This window comes from Thauera sp. (assembly GCF_034003485.1).
GTDB lineage: Bacteria > Pseudomonadota > Gammaproteobacteria > Burkholderiales > Rhodocyclaceae > Thauera.
In genome coordinates, this window is record NZ_JAVEYL010000013.1 from 1 (window position 1) to 19,134 (window position 19,134).

Genomic DNA, 19,134 nt, shown 5'->3' on the forward strand with positions numbered 1-19,134 from the left:
CAGGGCCGTGAAACGCACTCGCGCCGATGATAGTGAGGTCCGCCCTCGTGAAAGTAGGTCATCGTCAGACTAAACACAATACAAACGCCCTCGATCTCAAAAAGATCAAGGGCGTTTGGCCGTCTACGCAACCAAAAGCGGCAGGGGTGCGCGCGCTGAGGCAAAATGCAACTCATGGTGACCATCAAATGAGAATGACGTGAAGTTCGACCTCATCATCGTCGGTGGCGGACTTGCTGGCGCGGCCATGGCCGTTGCGCTTCGCCGCAGCCGCCTCAGGATTGCGTTGGTCGAGCAGGGGGCGCCTCGCCGACCGGACGGCTGGGATCAGCGAATTTACGCATATAGTCCCGCCAGCGCGGCATTTCTTGCGGACCTCGGCGTTTGGGCGCACCTGGACCACGCGCGACTTACCCCTGTTGCAGAGATGCAGATACACGGGGATGCGGGTGGCACGCTGCGCTTCGCTGCCTACGAAAGCGGGGTGAGCGAACTGGCTTGGATCGGCGAGTCCAGCCTGGTGCACGTGGAATTGTGGGAAAGCCTGAAGCGCCAGCACAACGTGTCCCTTCTCTGTCCTGCGATTCCCGAGGCGCTTGATGTCGGCGAGGGCGGCGCAACGCTCCGCCTGCAAGATGGACGTGTTCTGACCGCCGCGCTGGTCGTCGGGGCTGATGGGCGTGACTCCTGGGTCAGGCGCGAGGCGGGAATCGGCGCTTCCATAAAGCCCTATGCAGAAATGGGTGTCGTTGCCAATTTCCGCAGCGAGCAGCCTCATCGTGGAACAGCCTTTCAATGGTTTACCCGCGAAGGTGTGCTGGCATGGCTTCCGCTTGCGGATGGGTTGATCTCGATGGTGTGGTCTGCGGCCGATGCGTTGGCCGCTGAGTTATTGGAGCTTCCGGAGCGCAGCTTCTGTGAGCGTGTGGCCGCTGCCGGCGGAAATCGCCTGGGGCGCTTGGAACTTGTCACGCCGCGTGCTGCATTCCCGCTCAGGCTCATGCGCACGGAAAGTGTCGTTCGACCGCGGATTGCGCTCATCGGCGATGCGGCGCACGCGATCCATCCCCTTTCTGGCCACGGCATCAACCTCGGCTTTCAGGATGCACGCGCGCTTGCCGAAGTGTTGTACGCGCTTCCTGCCTGGCGTGATCCGGGGGAACTAGCGGTGTTGCGCGCATATGCCCGCGGGCGTGCGGAAGAGCCCTTTCTTCTGCAGTACGCAACAGACGGGCTCAGCCGCCTTTTCGCGAGCGGTAATCCACTGGTGGGCTCGTTGCGCAATGTCGGACTGAACCTCACCAGCCGGCTGCCGGTCTTAAAGAGCGTGCTCGTTCGCTACGCAGCGACCGGGCGATTTTGACCACCCCTGGAGAACCAGATGCAATCTTTTTCGGCGCGTGCCGTGCTCAAGCCCTTGTCCTTAACCCTTGCCATGACGCTAGGCAGTACGGCGCTGGCGAACGAAGACGAGGTCAAGAAGAGCATGGAGGCCTTCATTGGCGCCCCTGCTGTCGAGTCCGTAAAACGGACCGAGTTCGGCGGGCTGTACGAGGTCGTGCTCAAGAATGGACAGCTCGTCTATACGGATGCGAAGAACAGCTTCATCATAGACGGCAATGTCATCGACACCGCGACGCGTCGTGATGTGACTCAGGAGCGGATGAATCAGCTTTCTGCTATCGATTTCGGGAAGCTTCCGCTTGATCAGGCGGTCAAGGTGGTGAAGGGTAAGGGGACGCGCGTAATTGCGACGTTTGAGGACCCCAACTGCGGCTATTGCAAGCGCCTGGGAAAGGAACTGGAGGGGATGGACGACATCACCGTCTATACCTTTCTTTATCCGATCCTGAGCGAGGATTCGAAGGCCAAATCTGACCACATCTGGTGCGCCAAGGACCAGGGAAAGGCCTGGACAGACTGGGTGGTGGGCGGAAAGGCGCCGGCAGAGGCCAGTTGTGACGCAGCCGCAGTCGCTCGCAATGTCGAACTCGGCCAGAGCCTGCGCATCAGTGGCACGCCAACCATCTTCCTTGCCGATGGCACCCGAATTGGTGGCTACGTGCCGCGCGCCGAGCTCGAAAAAGCGCTATCCGCCGTCAAGCAGTAAGGCTCGCAGCTTCGTCGCCCCGCGTCCAAGCTGTGCTTGGGCCGGGCTGCGGCAGGATCATCGATGCTCAGGTGGGCTGATCCCTTTGGGAAGCAGCACCCACATGCTGCCTTGCTGGCGCATCCTGCCCGCTTCGCGGCCGGCTTCGGCGCCGAAGCCCCAGAAGAAGTCCGCGCGGACGACCCCCTTGTTGGCGCCGCCCGTGTCTTGCGCGAGGACGAGGCGTTGCAGCGGTGTTGCGCTCAGCGGATGAGTCGTCGAAAGAAACACCGGCGCCCCCAGCGGGACATAGCGCGGATCGACAGCGATGCTGCGCCCTGCGCTCAGGGGGACACCCAGCGCGCCGATCGGGCCTCCGCTCGATGCCGGTAGTTCGCGGAAGAATACATAGCTCGGGTTCGAGTTCAGCAGTTCGTGCAGGCGCTGCGGATTGGCTTCGGCCCAGCGCTTGATACCGTCCATCGATGCTTTCTCGAGTGGCAATTCCCCCTGCGCCACCAGCCAGCGGCCGATCGACTGGTAGGGATGGCCGTTCTGGTCGGCATAGCCAACGCGCACTGTCTTTCCGTCGGGCAGCTGGACTCGGCCCGAGCCCTGAACCTGCAGAAAGAAGAGCTCGATGGGATCGTCGGCCCACAACAGTACGGGAGCTTGCGCCTGTTCGGCCCGCTCTCCGAACTGCGCCCGATTCCAGTAGGGGAGCACCTTGTTCCCGACCAGCCGGCCACGCAGGCGCAGGCTCTTGAGCTCCGGATATACGTCACCGAGCTCGATAGTGAGCATGTCCTTCGGTACGCCATGGATCGGCCACGTGCTGCGCGCGCTGCGAGTTCGGCTACCTCGGAGCAGGGGCTCGTAGTAGCCCGTGACCAGGCCCTGCGTACTCCCATCGGCGTTGGTCAATTGCCAAGGGGTGAAGTTGGCTTCGAAGAACTGTCGCGCCGCGGCGGTCGATGGACTGGCGCCCAGCAAGCCGGCGCGGTCGCACACCGCCTTCCATGTCGGTTGCCGGGACAGTGTCGAGCACGACGTGCGCAGCGCCGGCCAGGCCTGGGCTGGGTCATCCTGTAGCCAGCCACTGACGGCTCGCCAGTCGCCCGCCTGCAATGGTGCAGCCGCAGGGGGGGCTGCTGCCTGCCCGGGTTGTCCGGGGCACGCAGGGCAGGCAGGGCAAGGTTTCGCCGGTGCACAACTGCCATCGGTGTCGAGCGCCGGCGTGTTGGGCGAATGCGCGCAGGCGCCAGCGAGCAGACCAAGCAGGACTGTGAAAGTGTAATGAAGGATGCGGAAGCGGCTCATCGGGGGCGTCGGTTGAACTCAAGGGGGTTTGCCGCCAGTATACCGGGCCTCCGAGCGCTACCGGACCGCGTCAAGCGTTGCGCTTGCTCGAGCGCGTGCCTCATGGGGGAGGCGCGCGCCCAGTGCTCAATCTGCGCAGCCCGCGACCGGCAAGGTAATGCTGACGACCAGGATACCGAACACCGCCATGACGACCGAACTTGCCGATCTGCTCAGCCGCGCCGAACGCGTGCTCGCGCGCCTGGAGTCCATCCTGCCGGGAGCGGCGCCCAGTCCGGACTGGGACGCTGCGGTGGCATTTCGCTGGCAGCGCCGGCATGGGCGCGCTGCGTTGAAGCCGGTGCGTGCTCCGCATCAGATCACGCTTGCCGACATCCAGGATGTGGACGAACAGAGGGCCCGCATCGATCGCAACACCCGCCAGTTCCTCGCCGGCCGACGCGCCAACAACGTGCTGCTCACCGGAGCGCGTGGCACCGGCAAGTCTTCTCTGGTGAAGGCGCTGCTCAACGAATACGCGGCGCAGGGCCTGCGCCTGATCGAGGTGGACAAGACCGACCTGGTCGATCTGCCCGAGATTGTCGAGCTGATCGCCGCGCGTTCCGAGCGCTTCATCCTGTTCTGCGACGATCTGTCGTTCGAGGAAGGCGAAGATGCCTACAAGGCCCTCAAGAGCGTGCTCGACGGTTCGGTGTCGGCCATGTCCGACAACGTGCTGATCTACGCCACCTCCAACCGTCGCCACCTGATGCCCGAGTACCACGACGAGAACCTGCAGACGCGACACATCGATGGCGAGCTCCACCCCGGCGAGGCGGTCGAGGAGAAGATCTCGCTGTCAGAACGTTTTGGATTGTGGGTCTCGTTTTACCCGTTCAGTCAGGACGAGTACCTCGATATCGTCGCGCACTGGCTGCGCAGCTTTGGCGCCAGCGCGGACGAAATCGGGGCCTCGCGCCAGGATGCGCTGCAGTGGGCGCTGATGCGCGGCTCGCGCTCCGGACGGGTCGCGTGGCAGTTCGCGCGCGACCATGCCGGTCGGCTCGAGGACGAGAACGCATGACACGCAAGCTCGTCGACGTTTCCGCGGGTGTGCTGCTGCGCCCGGATGGACGCTACCTGCTCGGTCAGCGCGCGCAGGACACGGTGTATGCAGGCTACTGGGAGTTTCCCGGTGGCAAGGTCGAGCCCGGCGAAACGCCAGCGCAGGCCTTGTGTCGCGAACTCGAAGAGGAGCTCGGCATTCGCGTGACCCACTTGCGCCCGTGGTTACGCCGCGAGCACGTGTACGAGCATGCCCATGTGCGACTGCATTTCTTCGAGGTCGCCGCGTGGGAGGGGGAACTCGATGACCGGGTGCACAGTGCCCTGGCCTGGGTGCAGCCCGACGGTCCAACCCGCGCGCCCATGCTGCCCGCCAACGGCCCGATCCTGAAGGCGCTGCGCCTGCCGCGCATGATGGGCATCACCCATGCCTCGGCGCTTGGCGTGGACGCGCAGATCGCCGTGCTCGACCAGGCACTTGCGCGCGGGCTGCGCCTTGTGCAGGTACGGGAGGCAGAGCTCGATTCCTCCGAACGTGAGCGTCTGGCGCGCGAGGTGCAGGCCCGGATGCGAGCGCATCGCGGGCTGATGCTGATCAACGGCGACCTCGCCTTGGCCCGACGCCTGCGCGCAGACGGCGTGCACCTTCCCGCGCACATGCTGATGTCGGCGCAGGCCCGGGTGGATTTCGAGTGGGTGGGCGCCTCGTGTCACTCACGCGTCGAACTCGAGCACGCCGCGGCGCTTGGCCTTGATTACGCCCTGCTCGGACCGGTTCACCCGACCCTGACCCATCCCGGCCAGCCGGCGCTGGGCTGGCAGGCATTTGCACGCCTCGTGGAGGGCCTGCCGATGCCGGTGCTCGCACTTGGCGGGCTGGTGGAGACCGACATGGCGCACGCCCGTGATGCTGGAGCGCACGGAATTGCAGCGATCCGGGGACTGTGGGGGCAAGTGCAGGCGTAGCGGCGCGCAGGGCTTCCGTCAGGCCGCGCCACGCCGCTGACTCACGGCGTTCGAGTACCTACCGCGCCTGCAGGCTTTCAGCGTTGCCTGCCCTCGCCCAGCCCGGGAGGCTGGAAGTCGACGTCGTCCAGGGGCGCGTCGGGTGGCGCGCTCGGCACGCGGTAGCCCTCCGATGCCCATGCGCCGAGGTCGATCTGGCGGCAACGCGCCGAGCAGAACGGCCGCCAGGTGCTTTCCGGCTGCCAGGGTACGGGTTTGCCACAGGTGGGGCAGTTAACGACGCGCACTTTTTCGCTCATCCCGGCCTCAAAGACTGCAGAAGGTCAGTTCAAAGGCCACGTCGCGCTCGGCGAGGCGAGGGCGAGCGACGGTTTCCGGCAGCATGAAGCGTACGTTGAGGGCGTACTTGTTGGCGCTGATCTCGGGCACCACGGTTTCGGTGCGCGCCAGGCGCACGCGCACCATCTGCGCGGTGCGGCCTGCCATCGTCAACTGGAAGGCGCCGCTGCGCGCCTGTTGCGCCTCGGGGCGGCCACTGGCGCGCAGCAGGCGAAGCACGATCTCGAGGCCGTCGCGAATCGGTGCCATTGGATGCATCCAGGCATCGAGATCGCGGCGGCGCACCTCTGGGTCGCGATTGAGCCAGTAGTGATAAGACGGCAGATCGAACTGGCAGACGCCGCCCGGGATCGCCGCCCGGCTACGGATGCTCATCAGCCACTCGTTCTCGCGCAGGTACTGCCCGATCTTGCCCGCCATTGCCAGCAGCCCGGTCGACGCCTGCTCGATCTCGTAGAGCGCGCCGGCGAGGGCTTCTTCGGAAATCTCGGGGTTGTTGCGGAAGGACATCAGGATCTGGCGCTGGCGCTCGAGTTCCTGCACCAGGTCCACCTTGAGGTCGGCGCGGCTGGCAACCTCGAGCGTCTCGAAGACGGTCAGCAGTGCGACGTGGTGATCCTGTGGTGCACTACCCGCGGTGAAGTGGGCGAGCTTGAGGAAAAGATCCTCCAGACGCAGCAGTGTGCGGATGCGCTCGTTCAGAGGATATTCGTAGCTAATCACCGCACAGGATCCGCAAGTATCGCGCCTTTTTCAGTCGGGCCGATGATAGCACAGGCCCTTGTCCCGCCATGCCCGCAGCGCCGCCGCGGCGGTCATTCGGCGGTTGCGTCGGCCGCGTCGGCCGCCGCCAGGTAGGCTGCGTGCAGGCGTTCGACCTGGGCTTCGAGTTCGGCAAGGGTGCCGCTGTTGTCGATCACGTCGTCTGCCGCCGCCAGGCGCTGCGCGCGACTCGCCTGTGCGGCCATGATGGAGCGGATCTGTTCCTCGGGCAGTGCGTTGCGTTGACGCACGCGCGCCACCTGCAGGGCTTCGGGACAGTCGACCACGCAGATGCGGTTACAGCGCTCGCGATAGGTGCCCGATTCGATGAGGAGCGGTACGGCGAGAATCACATAAGGGCCGGGCGCTTCCCCGCATTGCCGGGCGCTCTCGTCGCGGATCATCGGATGCAGGATCGCTTCGAGCTGACGCCGTGCCTCCGGGCGCTGGAAGGCGAGTGCGCGCATCGCCGCGCGGTCGAGGCTGCCGCCTGGTGTAAGCATGCCCTCGCCGAACGTACGGCGTATGGCCTCGATCGCCGCGCCGCCGGGCGCGGTGAGGGCGTGGGCGATGAGGTCGGTGTCGACCACGGTGGCCCCAAGGGCGGCGAAATGTGCGGTTGCGGCACTCTTGCCGCTGCCGATGCCGCCGGTGAGGCCGACGATGTAAGCAGGTGAGACTTTCATGTGCAGGCGTCCGGAACCTTCAGCGTGGCGAGCAGGCTTGCCGCCTGCCACGCAAGCCTGGCGCTGCCGACTCGACTGCGCGCAGCGCGCTCTCCGGGATGCTGGCCTGGATGCGGTAGGTGGTGCTCATCCGTGGTTCGATGCCGGCGTTGGTGACGCCCCTGCTGCGCAGTTGGCCCAAAAGCACGCGCGCGCGGTTCTCGGTCTTGAATACTCCGAGCGATACCGCGTACTGCGTGGCGCCCGCGTCCGGGACGATGAAGGTGTCGGTCACGCCGAGCAGGTTGAGTTCGACGACGCGGCGTTCGGCTTCCGCCCGGCTGCGCTGCGGCGGGATCCGTACCCACCACGAGTCGGGTGTCTCCGTGCGGGTACGGATCGGCGTGACGTCGATCCGGCGCAGGCGCTGGCTGAGGCGGTCCGCCTGATCGGGCGTCAGGTTTGCCCAGGCGTTACAGACGGCCGGCGGGCTGATGTCGGCCACCGGGCTGGGGGTGGCGAGCTCGGCTGCGGACGCCGAGGTGGCGTCTTGCGCGGGGCTCGGCGCTTCGGCCACCCCGGGAACGGTGGGATCATCGGCTGCCGGTTGCGCTGGGGCCTCGGGACGCTCGGGGGCGATCCCATGATCGGGGTTTGCCACTGATGCCATTTCGCCGGCGCGCGCCGGATCGAGGGTGTCGGGTGCGGACGTGTCGGGTGCCGGGTCAACGGCGGGCGGCAAGGGCGTCTCCGATGGTTCGGGCGCGGGCAGCGTCGCTGACAGCCCTTGGCCGACTGCGTCTGGCGTGGCTTGCGGCGACGGCGCGACCTCGCGCTCGAGACGGATGCGCTCGGGATTGAGCTGGGATGCGATGCGCTCCGGCTCCCCGGCCGGCGGCGCATTCCCCAGCCAGCCGAACACCGCGGAGAAGGCGAGGGCGTTGAGTATCAGGAGCAGGATGATCAGGAAGCGCAAGGTCGTCATGCGTCGAGCTTAGTCCATCGATGGGCGCGACTGAAGTCGGGCGCGCCCTGCCGCGGTGCGTTCCCGGTCGGCAGGGCGCGCCCCGTCCTCAGCCGACCTTGGGCAGGTGCGCGAGCGAGGTGGCAACTGCGTCAGCGGGATAGTCGTAGTTCTCCAGCTTGCCCGAGAAATAGCGCTCGTAGGAGCTCATGTCGAAGTGGCCATGGCCGGTGAGGTTGAAGAGGATGGTCTTCGCCTCGCCGGTGGCCTTGCACCTGAGCGCCTCGTCGATCGCCTGGCGGATCGCGTGGCAGGACTCCGGTGCCGGGATGATGCCTTCGGCACGTGCGAACTGCACCCCGGCCTCGAAGGTGGCGAGTTGCGGCACTGCGGCAGCCTCGATCAGGCCGGCGTGCAGCAGGTGCGACACCAGCGGCGAGTCACCGTGGTAGCGCAGCCCGCCGGCGTGGATGCCCGGTGGCATGAAGTCGTGGCCGAGCGTGTACATCTTCATCAGCGGCGTGAAGCCGGAGGCGTCGCCGTAGTCGTAGGCGTACTCGCCCTTGGTCAGCGTCGGGCACGAGGTCGGCTCCACCGCCACGCAGCGCAGGCCCTCGGCACGCTTGTCGCCCGCGGCCTTGTCGGCGAGGAAGGGGAAGGCGATGCCGGCGAAGCTCGAGCCACCGCCGCAGGGCCCGATCACGACGTCGGGATAGAGTCCGATCTTGTCGAACTGCTTCTTGGCCTCGAGGCCGATGATGCTCTGGTGCAGCACGACGTGGTTAAGCACCGAGCCCAGCGTGTAGTTGGTGTCGGCGCGGCTTGCAGCCTCTTCCACCGCTTCGGAGATGGCGATGCCGAGCGAGCCCTGGTTGTCAGGGTCTTCCGCGAGCAGGCGACGGCCGGTCTCGGTGATGGTCGAGGGGCTGGCGAACACTTCGGCACCCCAGGTCTGCATCATCAGGCGGCGGTAGGGCTTCTGGTCGTAGCTGACCTTGACCATGTAGACGCGCACGTCGAGTCCGAACATCTGCCCGGCGAAGGCGATCGACGAGCCCCACTGACCGGCGCCGGTCTCGGTGGTCAGGCGCTTGATCCCGGCCTGCTTGTTGTAGAAGGCCTGCGGCACGGCGGAGTTGGGCTTGTGCGAGCCGGCCGGCGACACGCCTTCGTACTTGAAGAAGATCTTCGCCGGCGTGCCGAGCGCCTGCTCCAGCCGCACCGCACGCACCAGCGGGCTGGGGCGCCAAAGGCGATAGATCTCGCGCACTTCCTGCGGGATCGCGATCCAGCGCTCGGTGCTCATCTCCTGCTCGAGGATGGCGCCCGGAAAGATCGCGCCCATCTGTTCCGGCGTCGCCGGCTTGCCGTCGGGGCCGAGCGGCGGGGCAAGCGGGCTCGGCAGGTCGGCGGCGACGTTGTACCAGTGGGTGGGAATGTCGGCGGCGTCGAGCTGGATTCGGGTGGCTTCCATGGTGTTGTCTCCATTGATGGATCTGGTCAGTGTCACGCGGCGGCGGCCAGCCCGGCAACCGCGCCGAGGCCGCTCAGCACCAGGTTATCCACCCGGCGCACGGGAATCTCGAGCAGGCCCGCGAAGCTGTCCGCGGCGCCGCCGCCGAGCAGGCACAGCGCATCGGGTGCGCTGGCGATCTGGCCGAACATGCGCTCGATGGCGCCGGCCTGCGCCTGCAGGCAGCCGGAGTGGATCGCGTCCACCGTGCACCGCGGCTGCAGCGCAAAGCGGCCGTCGGCGAGCGGCAGTTGCGCGGTGCCGCGGGCGAGCGCCTGCTGCATCAGCGCCACGCCGGGCAGGATCAGGCCGCCGAGGAACTCACCGCGGCCGGACAGCAGATCCACCGTCGTCGCCGTGCCGGCCATGACGACCACGCAGGCGTGCGGATGGAGGGCGCGGGCGCCGATCAGCGCGGCCCAGCGATCGGCGCCGAGCTGGGATGGGTTCTCGTAGAGATTGCGCACGTCGGCGCAGCTTGCGGTGGAGCTCAGCCATTCGAGGCTTAGGCCGGCGCAGGCCCCGGCGATGCGCGCAGCGACGGTCGCGCCCGCGACGTTGCAGCCGAATGCGCGCTGCAGTCCGGGATGGCGGGCGCGCACGTCGGCGAGAGCGTTCGGGAGTGCGTCGAGGGCGTCGTGCGCGAATGCGCCCTCGGCCCGTGCCACCAGCGGCGCGGCCGCCTCCACCACTCGCCACTTGATGCGCGTGTTGCCGGCGTCGATGAGCAGGATCACGCAGCGTCTCCCGTGAGCGGGCGCAGGGACACGTCACCGGCCAGGATGCGCTGCATGCCGGTGTCGGTGCGCAGCAACAGCGCACCGTCGTCGTCCACACCGGCGCAGATGCCGATCCGGACGTCCTGATCACTGACGATGCGCACCGGCAGGTCGGCGAAGGCGTTGCGCTGCTGCCACGCGCCGCGCAGTGCCGGAAAGCCCGCGGCCGCATATGTATGGAACAGGTGATGCATCTCGGTGAGGATGCCGGCGAGCACCGCTGCGGAGGCCGGGGGAGCGTCGCATTCCAGCGCCTGTGCGAGGTCGGTGACGCCGGTCTGGTTCTCGATGCCGTGGCCCGCGGGCAAACGCAGGTTCAGCCCGATCCCGATCACCGCGGCGGGGGGGCGGCCTCGGCCGGGGAGCAGGTCGATGAGGATGCCGGCGAGCTTGTTCCCATGCACCAGCACGTCGTTCGGCCATTTCAACTGCACGCCCTGCACGCCCAGTTGCTCGAGCGCACGTGCCAGCGCGAGTCCGGCGACCAGTGACAGGCCTGCCGGCGCCGGGGCGCCGGGCGAGAAGCGCCACAGGGTGGAGAAGGTCAGGCTCGCGCCTTCCCAGGACAGCCACTGCCGGCCGCGCCGGCCTCGTCCTGCGCGCTGACGGTCCGCGACCAGGACGTGAATGCGGCCATCATCAGCCGGTGGTGCGTCGACCAGGGCCGTGTTGGTCGAGGCGCACTCGCTCACCCAGTCGAGCGCGAAGTCCCCGGCCAGCGGACCGAGCGCGGTGGCAAGTTCGGCCGCGCGCGTCGCGACCGGCGACGGGTTCTGGGCAGCAGGGTCGGGCGATGATTGCAGCGGCACGAGCGGGAACCGGCGGACGCGTCGAAAGGCGCATTATCCGCGATCCCGAGCTGCGGCACGAGCCCCGCAGCGGGCGTCTAGTGCTCGTCCCCCTCGCCGCTGCGGCCTTCGTCCATGCCCAGGTCCTGAATTTTGCGGCTGATGGTGTTGCGGCCGATGCCGAGCAGCTGCGCCGCTTCGATGCGGCGCCCGCCGGTGGCGGCCAGCGCGCGCCGGATCAGGGTGCGCTCGAACTCGCGCGTGAGGCGGTCGAAGACCTCGCCCGGGCTGGCGGCGATCAGGCGATCGGCCTCCGTCGACAGCCCTTCGATCCAGCTCGTGGGCGACTCCCGTCCGGGCTGGTCGCGCATCTCGGGCGGCAGGTCGGCGACCTCGATGACCTGTGCCGGCGCCATCACCGTGAGCCAGTGGCACAGGTTCTCGAGCTGGCGCACGTTGCCGGGGAAGGGCTGGGTCTGCAGGTATTCGAGGGTCGCCTCCGAGATGCGCTTGCGCTCGACGCCGAGCTCCTGCGCGCTCTTCTGCAGGAAGTGGCGCACCAGCAGCGGGATGTCCTCGTGGCGCTCGCGCAGCGGCGGCAGGCGCAGGCGGATGACGTTCAAGCGGTGGAAGAGGTCCTCGCGGAACAGGCCCTGGCGCACGCGCTCTTCCAGGTCCTGGTGAGTGGCGGCGATCACGCGCACGTTGGCGCGGATCGGCTGCTGGCCGCCGACGCGGTAAAAGTGACCGTCGGAGAGCACGCGCAAGAGCCGCGTCTGCAGCTCGGCCGGCATGTCGCCGATTTCGTCGAGGAACAGCGTGCCGCCGTCGGCCTGCTCGAATCGCCCGCGGCGCTGGGTGGCGGCGCCGGTGAAGGCGCCGCGCTCGTGGCCGAAGAGCTCGGATTCGAGCAGGTCGCGCGGGATGGCCGCGGTGTTGATGGCGATGAAGGGCGCGTCGCGACGGGGGCTGTGGCGGTGCAGCGCGCGCGCGACCAGCTCCTTGCCGCTGCCGGATTCACCGTTGATCAGCACGGTGGCGTGCGAGTGCGCCAGCCGGCCGATGGCACGGAAGACCTCCTGCATGGCCGGGGCCTGGCCGAGGATCTCGGGGGCGAGGGTGGCTTCCTCGCTCGCACTATTCTGGTGCGCGGTCTGTTCGAGGGCACGGCGCACGAGGGCGACCGCCTGGTCGACGTCGAATGGCTTGGGCAGGTATTCGAAGGCGCCGCCCTGGAAGGCTGACACCGCGCTGTCCAGGTCCGAATACGCAGTCATGATGATGACCGGCAGGTGCGGGTGGCCGGCCTTCACTTTCTGCAGCAGGTCGAGGCCGGATTCGCCCGGCATGCGGATGTCGGACAGCAGTACGGCGGGGGGCTGCGGCGTGCGGTCGAGTTCGGCGAGTGCGTCGCTGGCCGAGCTGAAGCTGGTGTGGTGGATGCCTTCCCGACCGAGGGCCTTTTCCAGCACCCAGCGGATCGAGCGGTCATCATCGATGATCCAGACGTCGTTCATTTCATATGCACCATATTGGTGCGTCTCTTTCGCGCGTGCGCCCGGGCAGTGCGGGCGCCGGCGCGCTCAGACGCGGTCGGAAATCGGTAGCAGGATCGTGAAGCAGGTGCGCCCGGGGCGGCTGTCCACTTCGATCATGCCCTGGTGTTGCTCGATGAAACTCTGCGCCAGCGACAGACCCAGCCCGCTGCCGCCATCCCGCCCCGAGACCAGCGGATAGAAGATCCGGTCGCGGATCTCATCCGGAATGCCGGGGCCGTCGTCGACTACCTGCAATTCCAGTGCCAGCTTGTAGCGGCGCTTGGCGAGCGTGACCTGACGCGCGATCCGGCTGCGCAGATGGATCTCGCCCTGGCCATCGAGCGCCTGTGCGGCGTTGCGCACGATGTTGAGCACGGCCTGGATGAGCTGTTCGCGGTCGGCGGTGATCTCGGGCAGGCTGAGGTCGTAGTCGCGGCGAATGTCGAGCGCGGGGAATTCGGCGAGGATCAGTCGGCGTACACGCTCGAGCACGTCGTGGATGTTGAGCGCCGCCGGCCGCATCATGCAGTGCGAGCTGAGCAGGCGGTTCATCAGATCCTGCAGGCGGTCGGCCTCGGCAATGATGACGTCGGTGAACTCGCGCAGTTGCGGGTCGTCGAGCTCGTGTTGCAGCAGTTGCGCCGAGCCGCGGATGCCGCCGAGCGGATTCTTGATCTCGTGCGCCAGATTGCGGATGAGCTCGCGATTGGCCTGCTGCTGGTGCAGCAACTGCTCCTCGCGTGCGACCCGCAGCTGGGCGTCGATTGGGCGGAATTCGAGCAGCAGGCGCGCGCCGGCTGTGTCGACCGGCGTCACCGTGCAGTCGAGGCGGATCGGGTCGGCGTCAAGCCGGGCAACCGTGAGGTCCTGCCCGGTGTAGCTCCAGTTGGTACGCAGCGCGTTGTCGAGCGCGGCACCCAGTCCCGGCGGCGCGCCGAGCAGGCGCTCGAGCGGGTGGCCGAGCAGTTTGCGCTGGCTGACCGCAAACAGGTTCTCTGCGCCGGGGTTGATGTAGCGGATGACCAGTCGCCCGTCCACGAGGATGACGGCCGACGACAGCAGGTCGAGGCCGGAGAAGGGGCCGGTGGCGGTGTGGCTGGGCGGCGTTGGCATGGGCGCGTCCTGGTGGTCTCCGAATCGAGAAGCAAGATGCGAGCCAGACGCGGGTCAGCGCAGGCCGGAGATCTCCCGGCGCAGGGCTTCGATGTTGCGCTTGTGCAGATCGACCTTGTCCTTGAAGGGCTGCAGGCGGTCGAGCACCTTCTGGTAGTTGCGCTCGTCGCCGAAACGCACGGCTTCCTGTTCGGCGAGCGCCTTTTCGGCGGCGGCGAGCGCGCCTTCCTCGGTGGTGAGTTCGCTCTGCAGCACTTGCCGGCGTGCATCGTCGCGGTTGCGCTGGTCGCTCGGGCTCACCCGCGGGAAGGCGGCGGAGGAGCCTGTCGCAGGCGCAGCGGCGGAGGGGCGGCGTGCTGGCGAGGGGATCGAGGACACTGGCTGGTCGCTCTGCAGGCGCACGCAGCCGCGGCCGAGCGAGCGGTCGTTGGTGTACGTGACCCGCCCGTCGGTATCGGTGCACTTGTAGATGTCTGCGTATGCAGGCGCTGCGAGGCCGGTGAACAGGATCAGCGCGAGGGGGCGAAGCGAGAGGAGTCGAAACGGTTGCATGGGCTTGTCCGAGACGCTGGTGATGGCGGCGTATGCACACCGGCGCGCCCTTGTCCTTGCGGAATGAAGCCTGATTAGAACGCATAAGAAAAGGACGGGCAATGCCCGTCCTTTTCTGGCGACGCTGTAATCCGTGGATTACAGGCTGTAGTACATGTCGAATTCCACCGGATGGGTGGTGATGCGCATGCGGTCCACGTCTTCCATCTTCAGCGCGATGTAGGCATCGATGAAGTCGTTGGAGAACACGCCACCGCGGGTCAGGAACTCGCGATCCTTGTCCAGGTACTCCAGCGCCTGCTCGAGGCTGGTGCACACGGTGGGGATCAGCGCGTCTTCTTCCGGCGGCAGATCGTACAGGTTCTTGTCGGCCGGGTCGCCCGGGTGGATCTTGTTCTGGATGCCGTCCAGGCCCGCCATCATCAGCGCGGCGAAGCACATGTAGGGGTTGGCCAGGGGATCCGGGAAGCGTGCTTCGATGCGGCGGCCCTTCGGGTTGGCGACGTAGGGGATGCGGATCGATGCCGAGCGGTTGCGCGCCGAGTAGGCCAGCTTGGTCGGGGCTTCGTAGTGCGGCACCAGGCGCTTGTACGAGTTCGTGCCCGGGTTGGTGATCGCGTTCAAGGCACGGGCGTGCTTGATGATGCCGCCGATGTAGTACAGCGCGGTTTCCGACAGTCCCGCGTAGCCGTTGCCCGCGAACAGGTTCTGACCATCCTTCCAGATCGACTGGTGCACATGCATGCCGGAGCCGTTGTCGCCGACGATGGGCTTGGGCATGAAGGTGGCGGTCTTGCCGTACTGGTGGGCGACGTTGTGCACGATGTACTTGAGCACCTGGGTCCAGTCGGCGCGCTGGGTCAGCGTGCTGAACTTGGTGCCGATCTCGCACTGGCCGGCGTTGGCCACTTCGTGGTGGTGCACTTCAACCGGCACGCCGCAGGCCTCGAGCGCGAGCACCATGGCAGCGCGCACGTCGTTCAGGCTGTCGACCGGCGGAACCGGGAAGTAGCCACCCTTGACGCGCGGACGGTGGCCGGTGTTGCCGCCTTCGAACTTGTCGGCGGTGGACCAGGCGGCCTCTTCCGAGTTGATCTTGCTATACACGCCCGACATGTCAACCGACCACTCGACCGAGTCGAAGATGAAGAACTCGGGTTCGGGGCCGAAGAAGGCGGTGTCGCCGATCCCGGTGCTCTTCAGGTAAGCCTCGGCGCGCTTGGCGATCGAGCGCGGGTCGCGGTCGTAGCCCTTGCCGTCGGACGGCTCGATGACGTCGCAGCTGATGACCAGCGTGGTCTCGTCGAAGAAGGGATCGATGTAAGCGGTGGCGGGCTCGGGCAACAGGATCATGTCGGAGGCCTGGATGCCCTTCCAGCCGGCCAGCGAGGAGCCGTCGAAGGGGTGGCCGTGCTCGAAGTGCTCTTCCTCGAAGGCCGAAACCGGCAGGCCGACGTGGTGTTCCTTGCCGCGAATATCGGTAAAACGCAGGTCTACGAAGCGGACTTCGTTTTCCTGGATCATCTTCATGACGTCTTGGGCGTTCATTTTCACTCCTGGTGAGATGAGGCGTTGTTGCGTTGAGCGGGTGGAGCAGCGGCCTGGGGTCGATGCACCGGATTCGGGTGGTGAGCCTGAAGCACTAAGCGTGCCAGGCGAGTTCGGATGTGACAGTCATTGTGCCATAAGGGCGCATGCCCGAAAGCGGTGCTTGCGGCTGCGGGCTCATGCACGCATTTGGGGCATTGCATGCCGTTTAGGCACCATTAAAGTGCGAGCTCGCTGAAAACGCGGATGTTGCGATAGTGCGGATGGTTCTCGAGCCACGCGCGCCTGCGGTTGCGCAACGCTGCGAGTGCGTCATCGTCCAGGCGCGCGGGGAGGATGATCTCCACTTCGATGCGCTGGCCGAGATAGTGCAACTGAACGCGCTTGGGCTCGGGGGTGCCGGGGCCGAGCAGCTCACGCATCTGAGCAACGATCTCAGCGCGCTCGGGGAGTGGTCCGGGGGGCACGGCCTGCAGTTCGCCGTCGTCCTCGGGGTCGATGTGCACGAGCACGTCCTGGACCTCGGGATGGGCGGAGCGCACGCGCAGATACACGGCGTCCGAGACCCGATGCCCTTCGGACACCGTGAGCCGTGGATCCACCTGCACATGGGCGTCGCAGAGCACACGGTCGGCCATGCGCCGCGTCCGCATCTCGTGCAGTCCGATCACGCCGGGCGTGGCCTCGATGGTCTGGCGCAGGCGCTGCAACTCTTCTTCCGGTAGCCCGGTGTCGATCAATTCGCCGACCGATTTCCATGCCAGCTTCAGCCCCATGCGCAGGATCAGGAAGCCGACGACGGCCGCGGCCAGTGGCTCGAGGAAGGGGTAGCCCGCCAGGCTGCCGCCGATGCCCGCGGCGACCACCAGCGAGGACGCTGCGTCCGAGCGCGCATGCCAGGCGTTCGCTTCCAGCATGGGGGCGCGCAGCCGGCGCGAAGCGGCGAGCGTGAACCTGAACAATCCTTCCTTGGCGACCAGGGTCACCAGCGCCATCACCAGCGCGGCGGGGTGGAGGTCTGGCAAGGCGTCCATGTTCTGCAGACGCACGCCCGAACTCCACAGGAAGCCGATGCCGACGCCGGACAGTACGGCACCGAGCACCAGCGTGGTGGCGGTCTCGATGCGGCCGTGGCCATAGGGGTGCTCGGTGTCGGCCGGGTCTGCGCCGCGGCGACCGGCGACCAGCACCATCATGTCCGTGACCAGGTCGGACAAGGTGTGGGCCGCATCGGCGACAAGGCTGAAGGCGTTGGCGAACAGGCCGATGACGATCTGGCCGACGGTCAGAAAGGCGTTGGTCGCGATGGCGATCAGGGTCGCGCGCTGAATGCCCCTGCCGCGCGCAGCCTCGTCGCTCAGTGGAGCAGCGCTGGCGGGAAGGGTCTTGGAAGCTCGACTGGGGTGCATGGGGGGGGCGCGACGGACGCGTTATACTTCGGCCAACTTTCATTTTAGACGGATGTTCGCATGGGAACCCTGTCGGACTTGTTGTCCCTCGCGCACGAACGTGCAGATAACCTCGGACTGCCCTACCAAGGGGCGCTCACGCCTGCCGAATCCTGGCAGGTGATGCAGCTTGCACCCGGCGCCAAGCTGGTGGATGTGCGCACGCGTGCCGAGCTCGATTGGGTTGGGCGCGTACCGGGTGCGGTCGAGATCGAGTGGAAGTCCTACCCCTCGATGCAGGAGAACCCGAACTTCCTCGCCCAGCTCAGGCACCAGGTCGACCCCGAGGCGCTCGTGCTCTTTCTGTGCCGCTCGGCGGCGCGCTCGGATTCGGCCGCGCGCCTGGCCAGTGCATCGGGCTATGCCAACTGCTATAACGTGCTCGAAGGCTTCGAGGGCGACCGCGACGCCAGCAACCAGCGCAACCGAATTGGCGGCTGGCGCCATGCCGGCCTGCCCTGGTACCAGGGCTGAGCAACATTTCCTTACCCGGGGTCCCATCGCCCGGCCGGAACGCGCGGCCGGCCGCCGGGGTCCGATTCTCGCAACTCAAGGATTGTCCTCACCGGACGCGGATACCCATCATGCAAGTCTCGACCATCAGCTTCGACCGCTTCAACGTACTCGCCGACAACGAGGCGCAGGCGCGCATTCGTGCCGCGCGCGCGCGCCTCGGCGATCGGGCCGTGCTGCTCTGCCACCACTACCAGCGTGCAGACGTCTATCAGCACGCCGACCTTACCGGCGACTCGCTCAAGCTCGCCCGCCTGGCCTCGCAGACCGAGGCCGAATACATCGTGTTCTGCGGCGTGCACTTCATGGCCGAGGTCGCCGACATCCTGTCCAAGCCCAGCCAGATGGCGATCCTCCCTGACCTTGCCGCGGGCTGTTCGATGGCCGACATGGCGAGCCTGGCCAAGGTCGAGCGCTGCTGGCGCGAACTCGGCGAGGTACTCGACAAGCCCGACGAGGTCATCACACCGGTCACCTACATCAACTCGGCGGCCGACCTCAAGGCCTTCTGCGGCGAGCACGGCGGCATCGTGTGCACCTCGACCAACGCCCCGGTCATCCTCGACTGGGCGTTCTCCAGGCGCGAGAAGGTGTTGTTCTTCCCCGACCAGCACCTCGGGCGCTGGACGGGCTTCAAGAAGGGCATCCCGCTCGACGCGATGGTGGTGTGGGACCCGGACCTCGAGTACGGCGGTCTCACCCCCGAGCAGATCCGCAACGCCAAGATCCTGCTGTGGAAGGGGCACTGCTCGGTGCACCAGATGTTCCAGCCGGTGCACATCGACCGCTGGCGCGAGAAACATCCGCATGGCTTCGTGATCTCGCACCCCGAGAGCATGCTCGAGGTGTGCCAGAAGTCCGATTACGTCGGCTCCACCGAATTCATCCTCAACACCATCACCAACGCGCCACCCAATACCCACTGGCTGGTGGGCACCGAGCTCAACCTGGTGAGCCGGCTGGCCGAGGAGATGAAGCCGCAGGGCAAGGTGGTGCAGTTCATGGCCCCCACCGTATGCATGTGCTCGACCATGCAGCGCATCGACCCGCAGCATCTGGCATGGACGCTGGAGAACCTCGCCGAGGGTAATGTTGTTAACCAGATCAAGGTGCCCGAGCACGAGGCCGAGCTCGCCCGCATCGCGCTCGATCGCATGCTCGCGGTATCCTGATCGCGGTCGACGAGGTCCGGC

Annotated in this window: 19 protein-coding genes; 6 read left to right on the forward strand and 13 right to left on the reverse strand. The window is 66.8% G+C overall.

The genetic code is table 11. The features are described from left to right. Nucleotides 1–199 precede the first annotated feature (199 nt). Both RBT54_RS08990 and RBT54_RS08995 read left to right on the forward strand, forming a co-directional pair. Nucleotides 200–1,363, forward strand: coding sequence for a UbiH/UbiF family hydroxylase (locus tag RBT54_RS08990; protein WP_320366331.1), 1,164 nt, complete (start codon nucleotides 200–202; stop codon nucleotides 1,361–1,363). A gap of 18 nt (nucleotides 1,364–1,381) precedes the next feature. Beyond that, nucleotides 1,382–2,110: a DsbC family protein gene (locus tag RBT54_RS08995; RefSeq protein ID WP_320366333.1), complete on the forward strand. Its 729-nt coding sequence runs from the start codon at nucleotides 1,382–1,384 to the stop codon at nucleotides 2,108–2,110. 57 nt (nucleotides 2,111–2,167) lie between these two features. Here RBT54_RS08995 and RBT54_RS09000 read toward each other — a convergent pair whose 3' ends face one another. Continuing rightward, complete coding sequence (locus RBT54_RS09000; RefSeq protein WP_320366336.1) at nucleotides 2,168–3,409, reverse strand: murein transglycosylase A; 1,242 nt, start codon at nucleotides 3,407–3,409, stop codon at nucleotides 2,168–2,170. A gap of 187 nt (nucleotides 3,410–3,596) precedes the next feature. Here RBT54_RS09000 and RBT54_RS09005 point away from each other — a divergent pair, with 187 nt between their 5' ends. Continuing rightward, nucleotides 3,597–4,472, forward strand: a complete 876-nt coding sequence (locus RBT54_RS09005; RefSeq protein ID WP_320366338.1) for an ATP-binding protein — start codon at nucleotides 3,597–3,599, stop codon at nucleotides 4,470–4,472. Continuing rightward, a complete protein-coding gene (locus tag RBT54_RS09010; protein WP_320366340.1) occupies nucleotides 4,469–5,419 on the forward strand; it encodes a Nudix family hydrolase in 951 nt (316 codons plus the stop codon). The genes RBT54_RS09005 and RBT54_RS09010 overlap by 4 nt, the downstream gene beginning before the upstream one ends. 77 nt (nucleotides 5,420–5,496) lie before the next feature. Here RBT54_RS09010 and RBT54_RS09015 read toward each other — a convergent pair whose 3' ends face one another. The 12 genes from RBT54_RS09015 to RBT54_RS09070 form a co-directional block, all read right to left on the reverse strand. Continuing rightward, nucleotides 5,497–5,718 carry a DNA gyrase inhibitor YacG gene (locus RBT54_RS09015; RefSeq protein ID WP_320366341.1) on the reverse strand — a complete coding sequence of 74 codons (222 nt, stop codon included), beginning with the start codon at nucleotides 5,716–5,718 and terminating at the stop codon, nucleotides 5,497–5,499. A 7-nt stretch (nucleotides 5,719–5,725) separates the two neighbouring features. Then, entirely contained in the window at nucleotides 5,726–6,481 is a 756-nt protein-coding gene (gene zapD, locus RBT54_RS09020; protein WP_320366343.1) for a cell division protein ZapD, read from the reverse strand. 92 nt (nucleotides 6,482–6,573) lie between these two features. Then, a complete protein-coding gene (gene coaE / locus RBT54_RS09025) occupies nucleotides 6,574–7,206 on the reverse strand; it encodes a dephospho-CoA kinase (RefSeq protein WP_320366345.1) in 633 nt (210 codons plus the stop codon). 19 nt (nucleotides 7,207–7,225) lie between these two features. Continuing rightward, nucleotides 7,226–8,170: an SPOR domain-containing protein gene (locus tag RBT54_RS09030; RefSeq protein ID WP_320366347.1), complete on the reverse strand. Its 945-nt coding sequence runs from the start codon at nucleotides 8,168–8,170 to the stop codon at nucleotides 7,226–7,228. 88 nt (nucleotides 8,171–8,258) lie between these two features. After that, a complete protein-coding gene (locus RBT54_RS09035; protein WP_320366349.1) occupies nucleotides 8,259–9,623 on the reverse strand; it encodes a TrpB-like pyridoxal phosphate-dependent enzyme in 1,365 nt (454 codons plus the stop codon). Nucleotides 9,624–9,655: 32 nt separating this feature from the next. After that, complete coding sequence (locus RBT54_RS09040) at nucleotides 9,656–10,399, reverse strand: type III pantothenate kinase (protein WP_320366351.1); 744 nt, start codon at nucleotides 10,397–10,399, stop codon at nucleotides 9,656–9,658. Next, nucleotides 10,396–11,250: a biotin--[acetyl-CoA-carboxylase] ligase gene (locus RBT54_RS09045; RefSeq protein ID WP_413788432.1), complete on the reverse strand. Its 855-nt coding sequence runs from the start codon at nucleotides 11,248–11,250 to the stop codon at nucleotides 10,396–10,398. The genes RBT54_RS09040 and RBT54_RS09045 overlap by 4 nt, the downstream gene beginning before the upstream one ends. 77 nt (nucleotides 11,251–11,327) lie before the next feature. Next, nucleotides 11,328–12,746, reverse strand: a complete 1,419-nt coding sequence (gene ntrC, locus RBT54_RS09050) for a nitrogen regulation protein NR(I) (RefSeq protein WP_320366353.1) — start codon at nucleotides 12,744–12,746, stop codon at nucleotides 11,328–11,330. Nucleotides 12,747–12,812: 66 nt separating this feature from the next. Further along, nucleotides 12,813–13,880, reverse strand: a complete 1,068-nt coding sequence (glnL, locus tag RBT54_RS09055) for a nitrogen regulation protein NR(II) (protein ID WP_320366355.1) — start codon at nucleotides 13,878–13,880, stop codon at nucleotides 12,813–12,815. A 54-nt stretch (nucleotides 13,881–13,934) separates the two neighbouring features. Then, nucleotides 13,935–14,432: a DUF4124 domain-containing protein gene (locus RBT54_RS09060; protein ID WP_320366357.1), complete on the reverse strand. Its 498-nt coding sequence runs from the start codon at nucleotides 14,430–14,432 to the stop codon at nucleotides 13,935–13,937. Between the two features lie 138 nt (nucleotides 14,433–14,570). Then, on the reverse strand, nucleotides 14,571–15,980 hold the full coding sequence (gene glnA / locus RBT54_RS09065) for a type I glutamate--ammonia ligase (protein ID WP_320366359.1): 1,410 nt from the start codon (nucleotides 15,978–15,980) through the stop codon (nucleotides 14,571–14,573). A 218-nt stretch (nucleotides 15,981–16,198) separates the two neighbouring features. Continuing rightward, nucleotides 16,199–17,389 (reverse strand): cation diffusion facilitator family transporter, encoded by a 1,191-nt coding sequence (locus tag RBT54_RS09070; protein WP_320366360.1) that lies wholly within the window; start codon nucleotides 17,387–17,389, stop codon nucleotides 16,199–16,201. A 60-nt stretch (nucleotides 17,390–17,449) separates the two neighbouring features. Between RBT54_RS09070 and RBT54_RS09075 the strand changes: the two genes are divergently transcribed. Together RBT54_RS09075 and nadA are read left to right on the forward strand one after the other, a co-directional pair. Further along, a complete protein-coding gene (locus RBT54_RS09075) occupies nucleotides 17,450–17,902 on the forward strand; it encodes a rhodanese-like domain-containing protein (RefSeq protein WP_320366362.1) in 453 nt (150 codons plus the stop codon). A 110-nt stretch (nucleotides 17,903–18,012) separates the two neighbouring features. Further along, nucleotides 18,013–19,113, forward strand: a complete 1,101-nt coding sequence (gene nadA, locus RBT54_RS09080) for a quinolinate synthase NadA (RefSeq protein ID WP_320366364.1) — start codon at nucleotides 18,013–18,015, stop codon at nucleotides 19,111–19,113. Nucleotides 19,114–19,134 lie beyond the last annotated feature (21 nt).

Coding starts and splice junctions, on each gene's coding strand:
- RBT54_RS08995 (WP_320366333.1), top strand. CDS start 1,382: ATGCAATCTTTTTCGGCGCGTGCCGTGCTCAAGCCCTTGTCCTTAACC.
- RBT54_RS09000 (WP_320366336.1), bottom strand. CDS start 3,409: ATGAGCCGCTTCCGCATCCTTCATTACACTTTCACAGTCCTGCTTGGT.
- RBT54_RS09005 (WP_320366338.1), top strand. CDS start 3,597: ATGACGACCGAACTTGCCGATCTGCTCAGCCGCGCCGAACGCGTGCTC.
- RBT54_RS09010 (WP_320366340.1), top strand. CDS start 4,469: ATGACACGCAAGCTCGTCGACGTTTCCGCGGGTGTGCTGCTGCGCCCG.
- RBT54_RS09015 (WP_320366341.1), bottom strand. CDS start 5,718: ATGAGCGAAAAAGTGCGCGTCGTTAACTGCCCCACCTGTGGCAAACCC.
- coaE (WP_320366345.1), bottom strand. CDS start 7,206: ATGAAAGTCTCACCTGCTTACATCGTCGGCCTCACCGGCGGCATCGGC.
- RBT54_RS09030 (WP_320366347.1), bottom strand. CDS start 8,170: ATGACGACCTTGCGCTTCCTGATCATCCTGCTCCTGATACTCAACGCC.
- RBT54_RS09035 (WP_320366349.1), bottom strand. CDS start 9,623: ATGGAAGCCACCCGAATCCAGCTCGACGCCGCCGACATTCCCACCCAC.
- ntrC (WP_320366353.1), bottom strand. CDS start 12,746: ATGAACGACGTCTGGATCATCGATGATGACCGCTCGATCCGCTGGGTG.
- glnL (WP_320366355.1), bottom strand. CDS start 13,880: ATGCCAACGCCGCCCAGCCACACCGCCACCGGCCCCTTCTCCGGCCTC.
- RBT54_RS09060 (WP_320366357.1), bottom strand. CDS start 14,432: ATGCAACCGTTTCGACTCCTCTCGCTTCGCCCCCTCGCGCTGATCCTG.
- glnA (WP_320366359.1), bottom strand. CDS start 15,980: ATGAACGCCCAAGACGTCATGAAGATGATCCAGGAAAACGAAGTCCGC.
- RBT54_RS09070 (WP_320366360.1), bottom strand. CDS start 17,389: ATGCACCCCAGTCGAGCTTCCAAGACCCTTCCCGCCAGCGCTGCTCCA.
- RBT54_RS09075 (WP_320366362.1), top strand. CDS start 17,450: ATGGGAACCCTGTCGGACTTGTTGTCCCTCGCGCACGAACGTGCAGAT.
- nadA (WP_320366364.1), top strand. CDS start 18,013: ATGCAAGTCTCGACCATCAGCTTCGACCGCTTCAACGTACTCGCCGAC.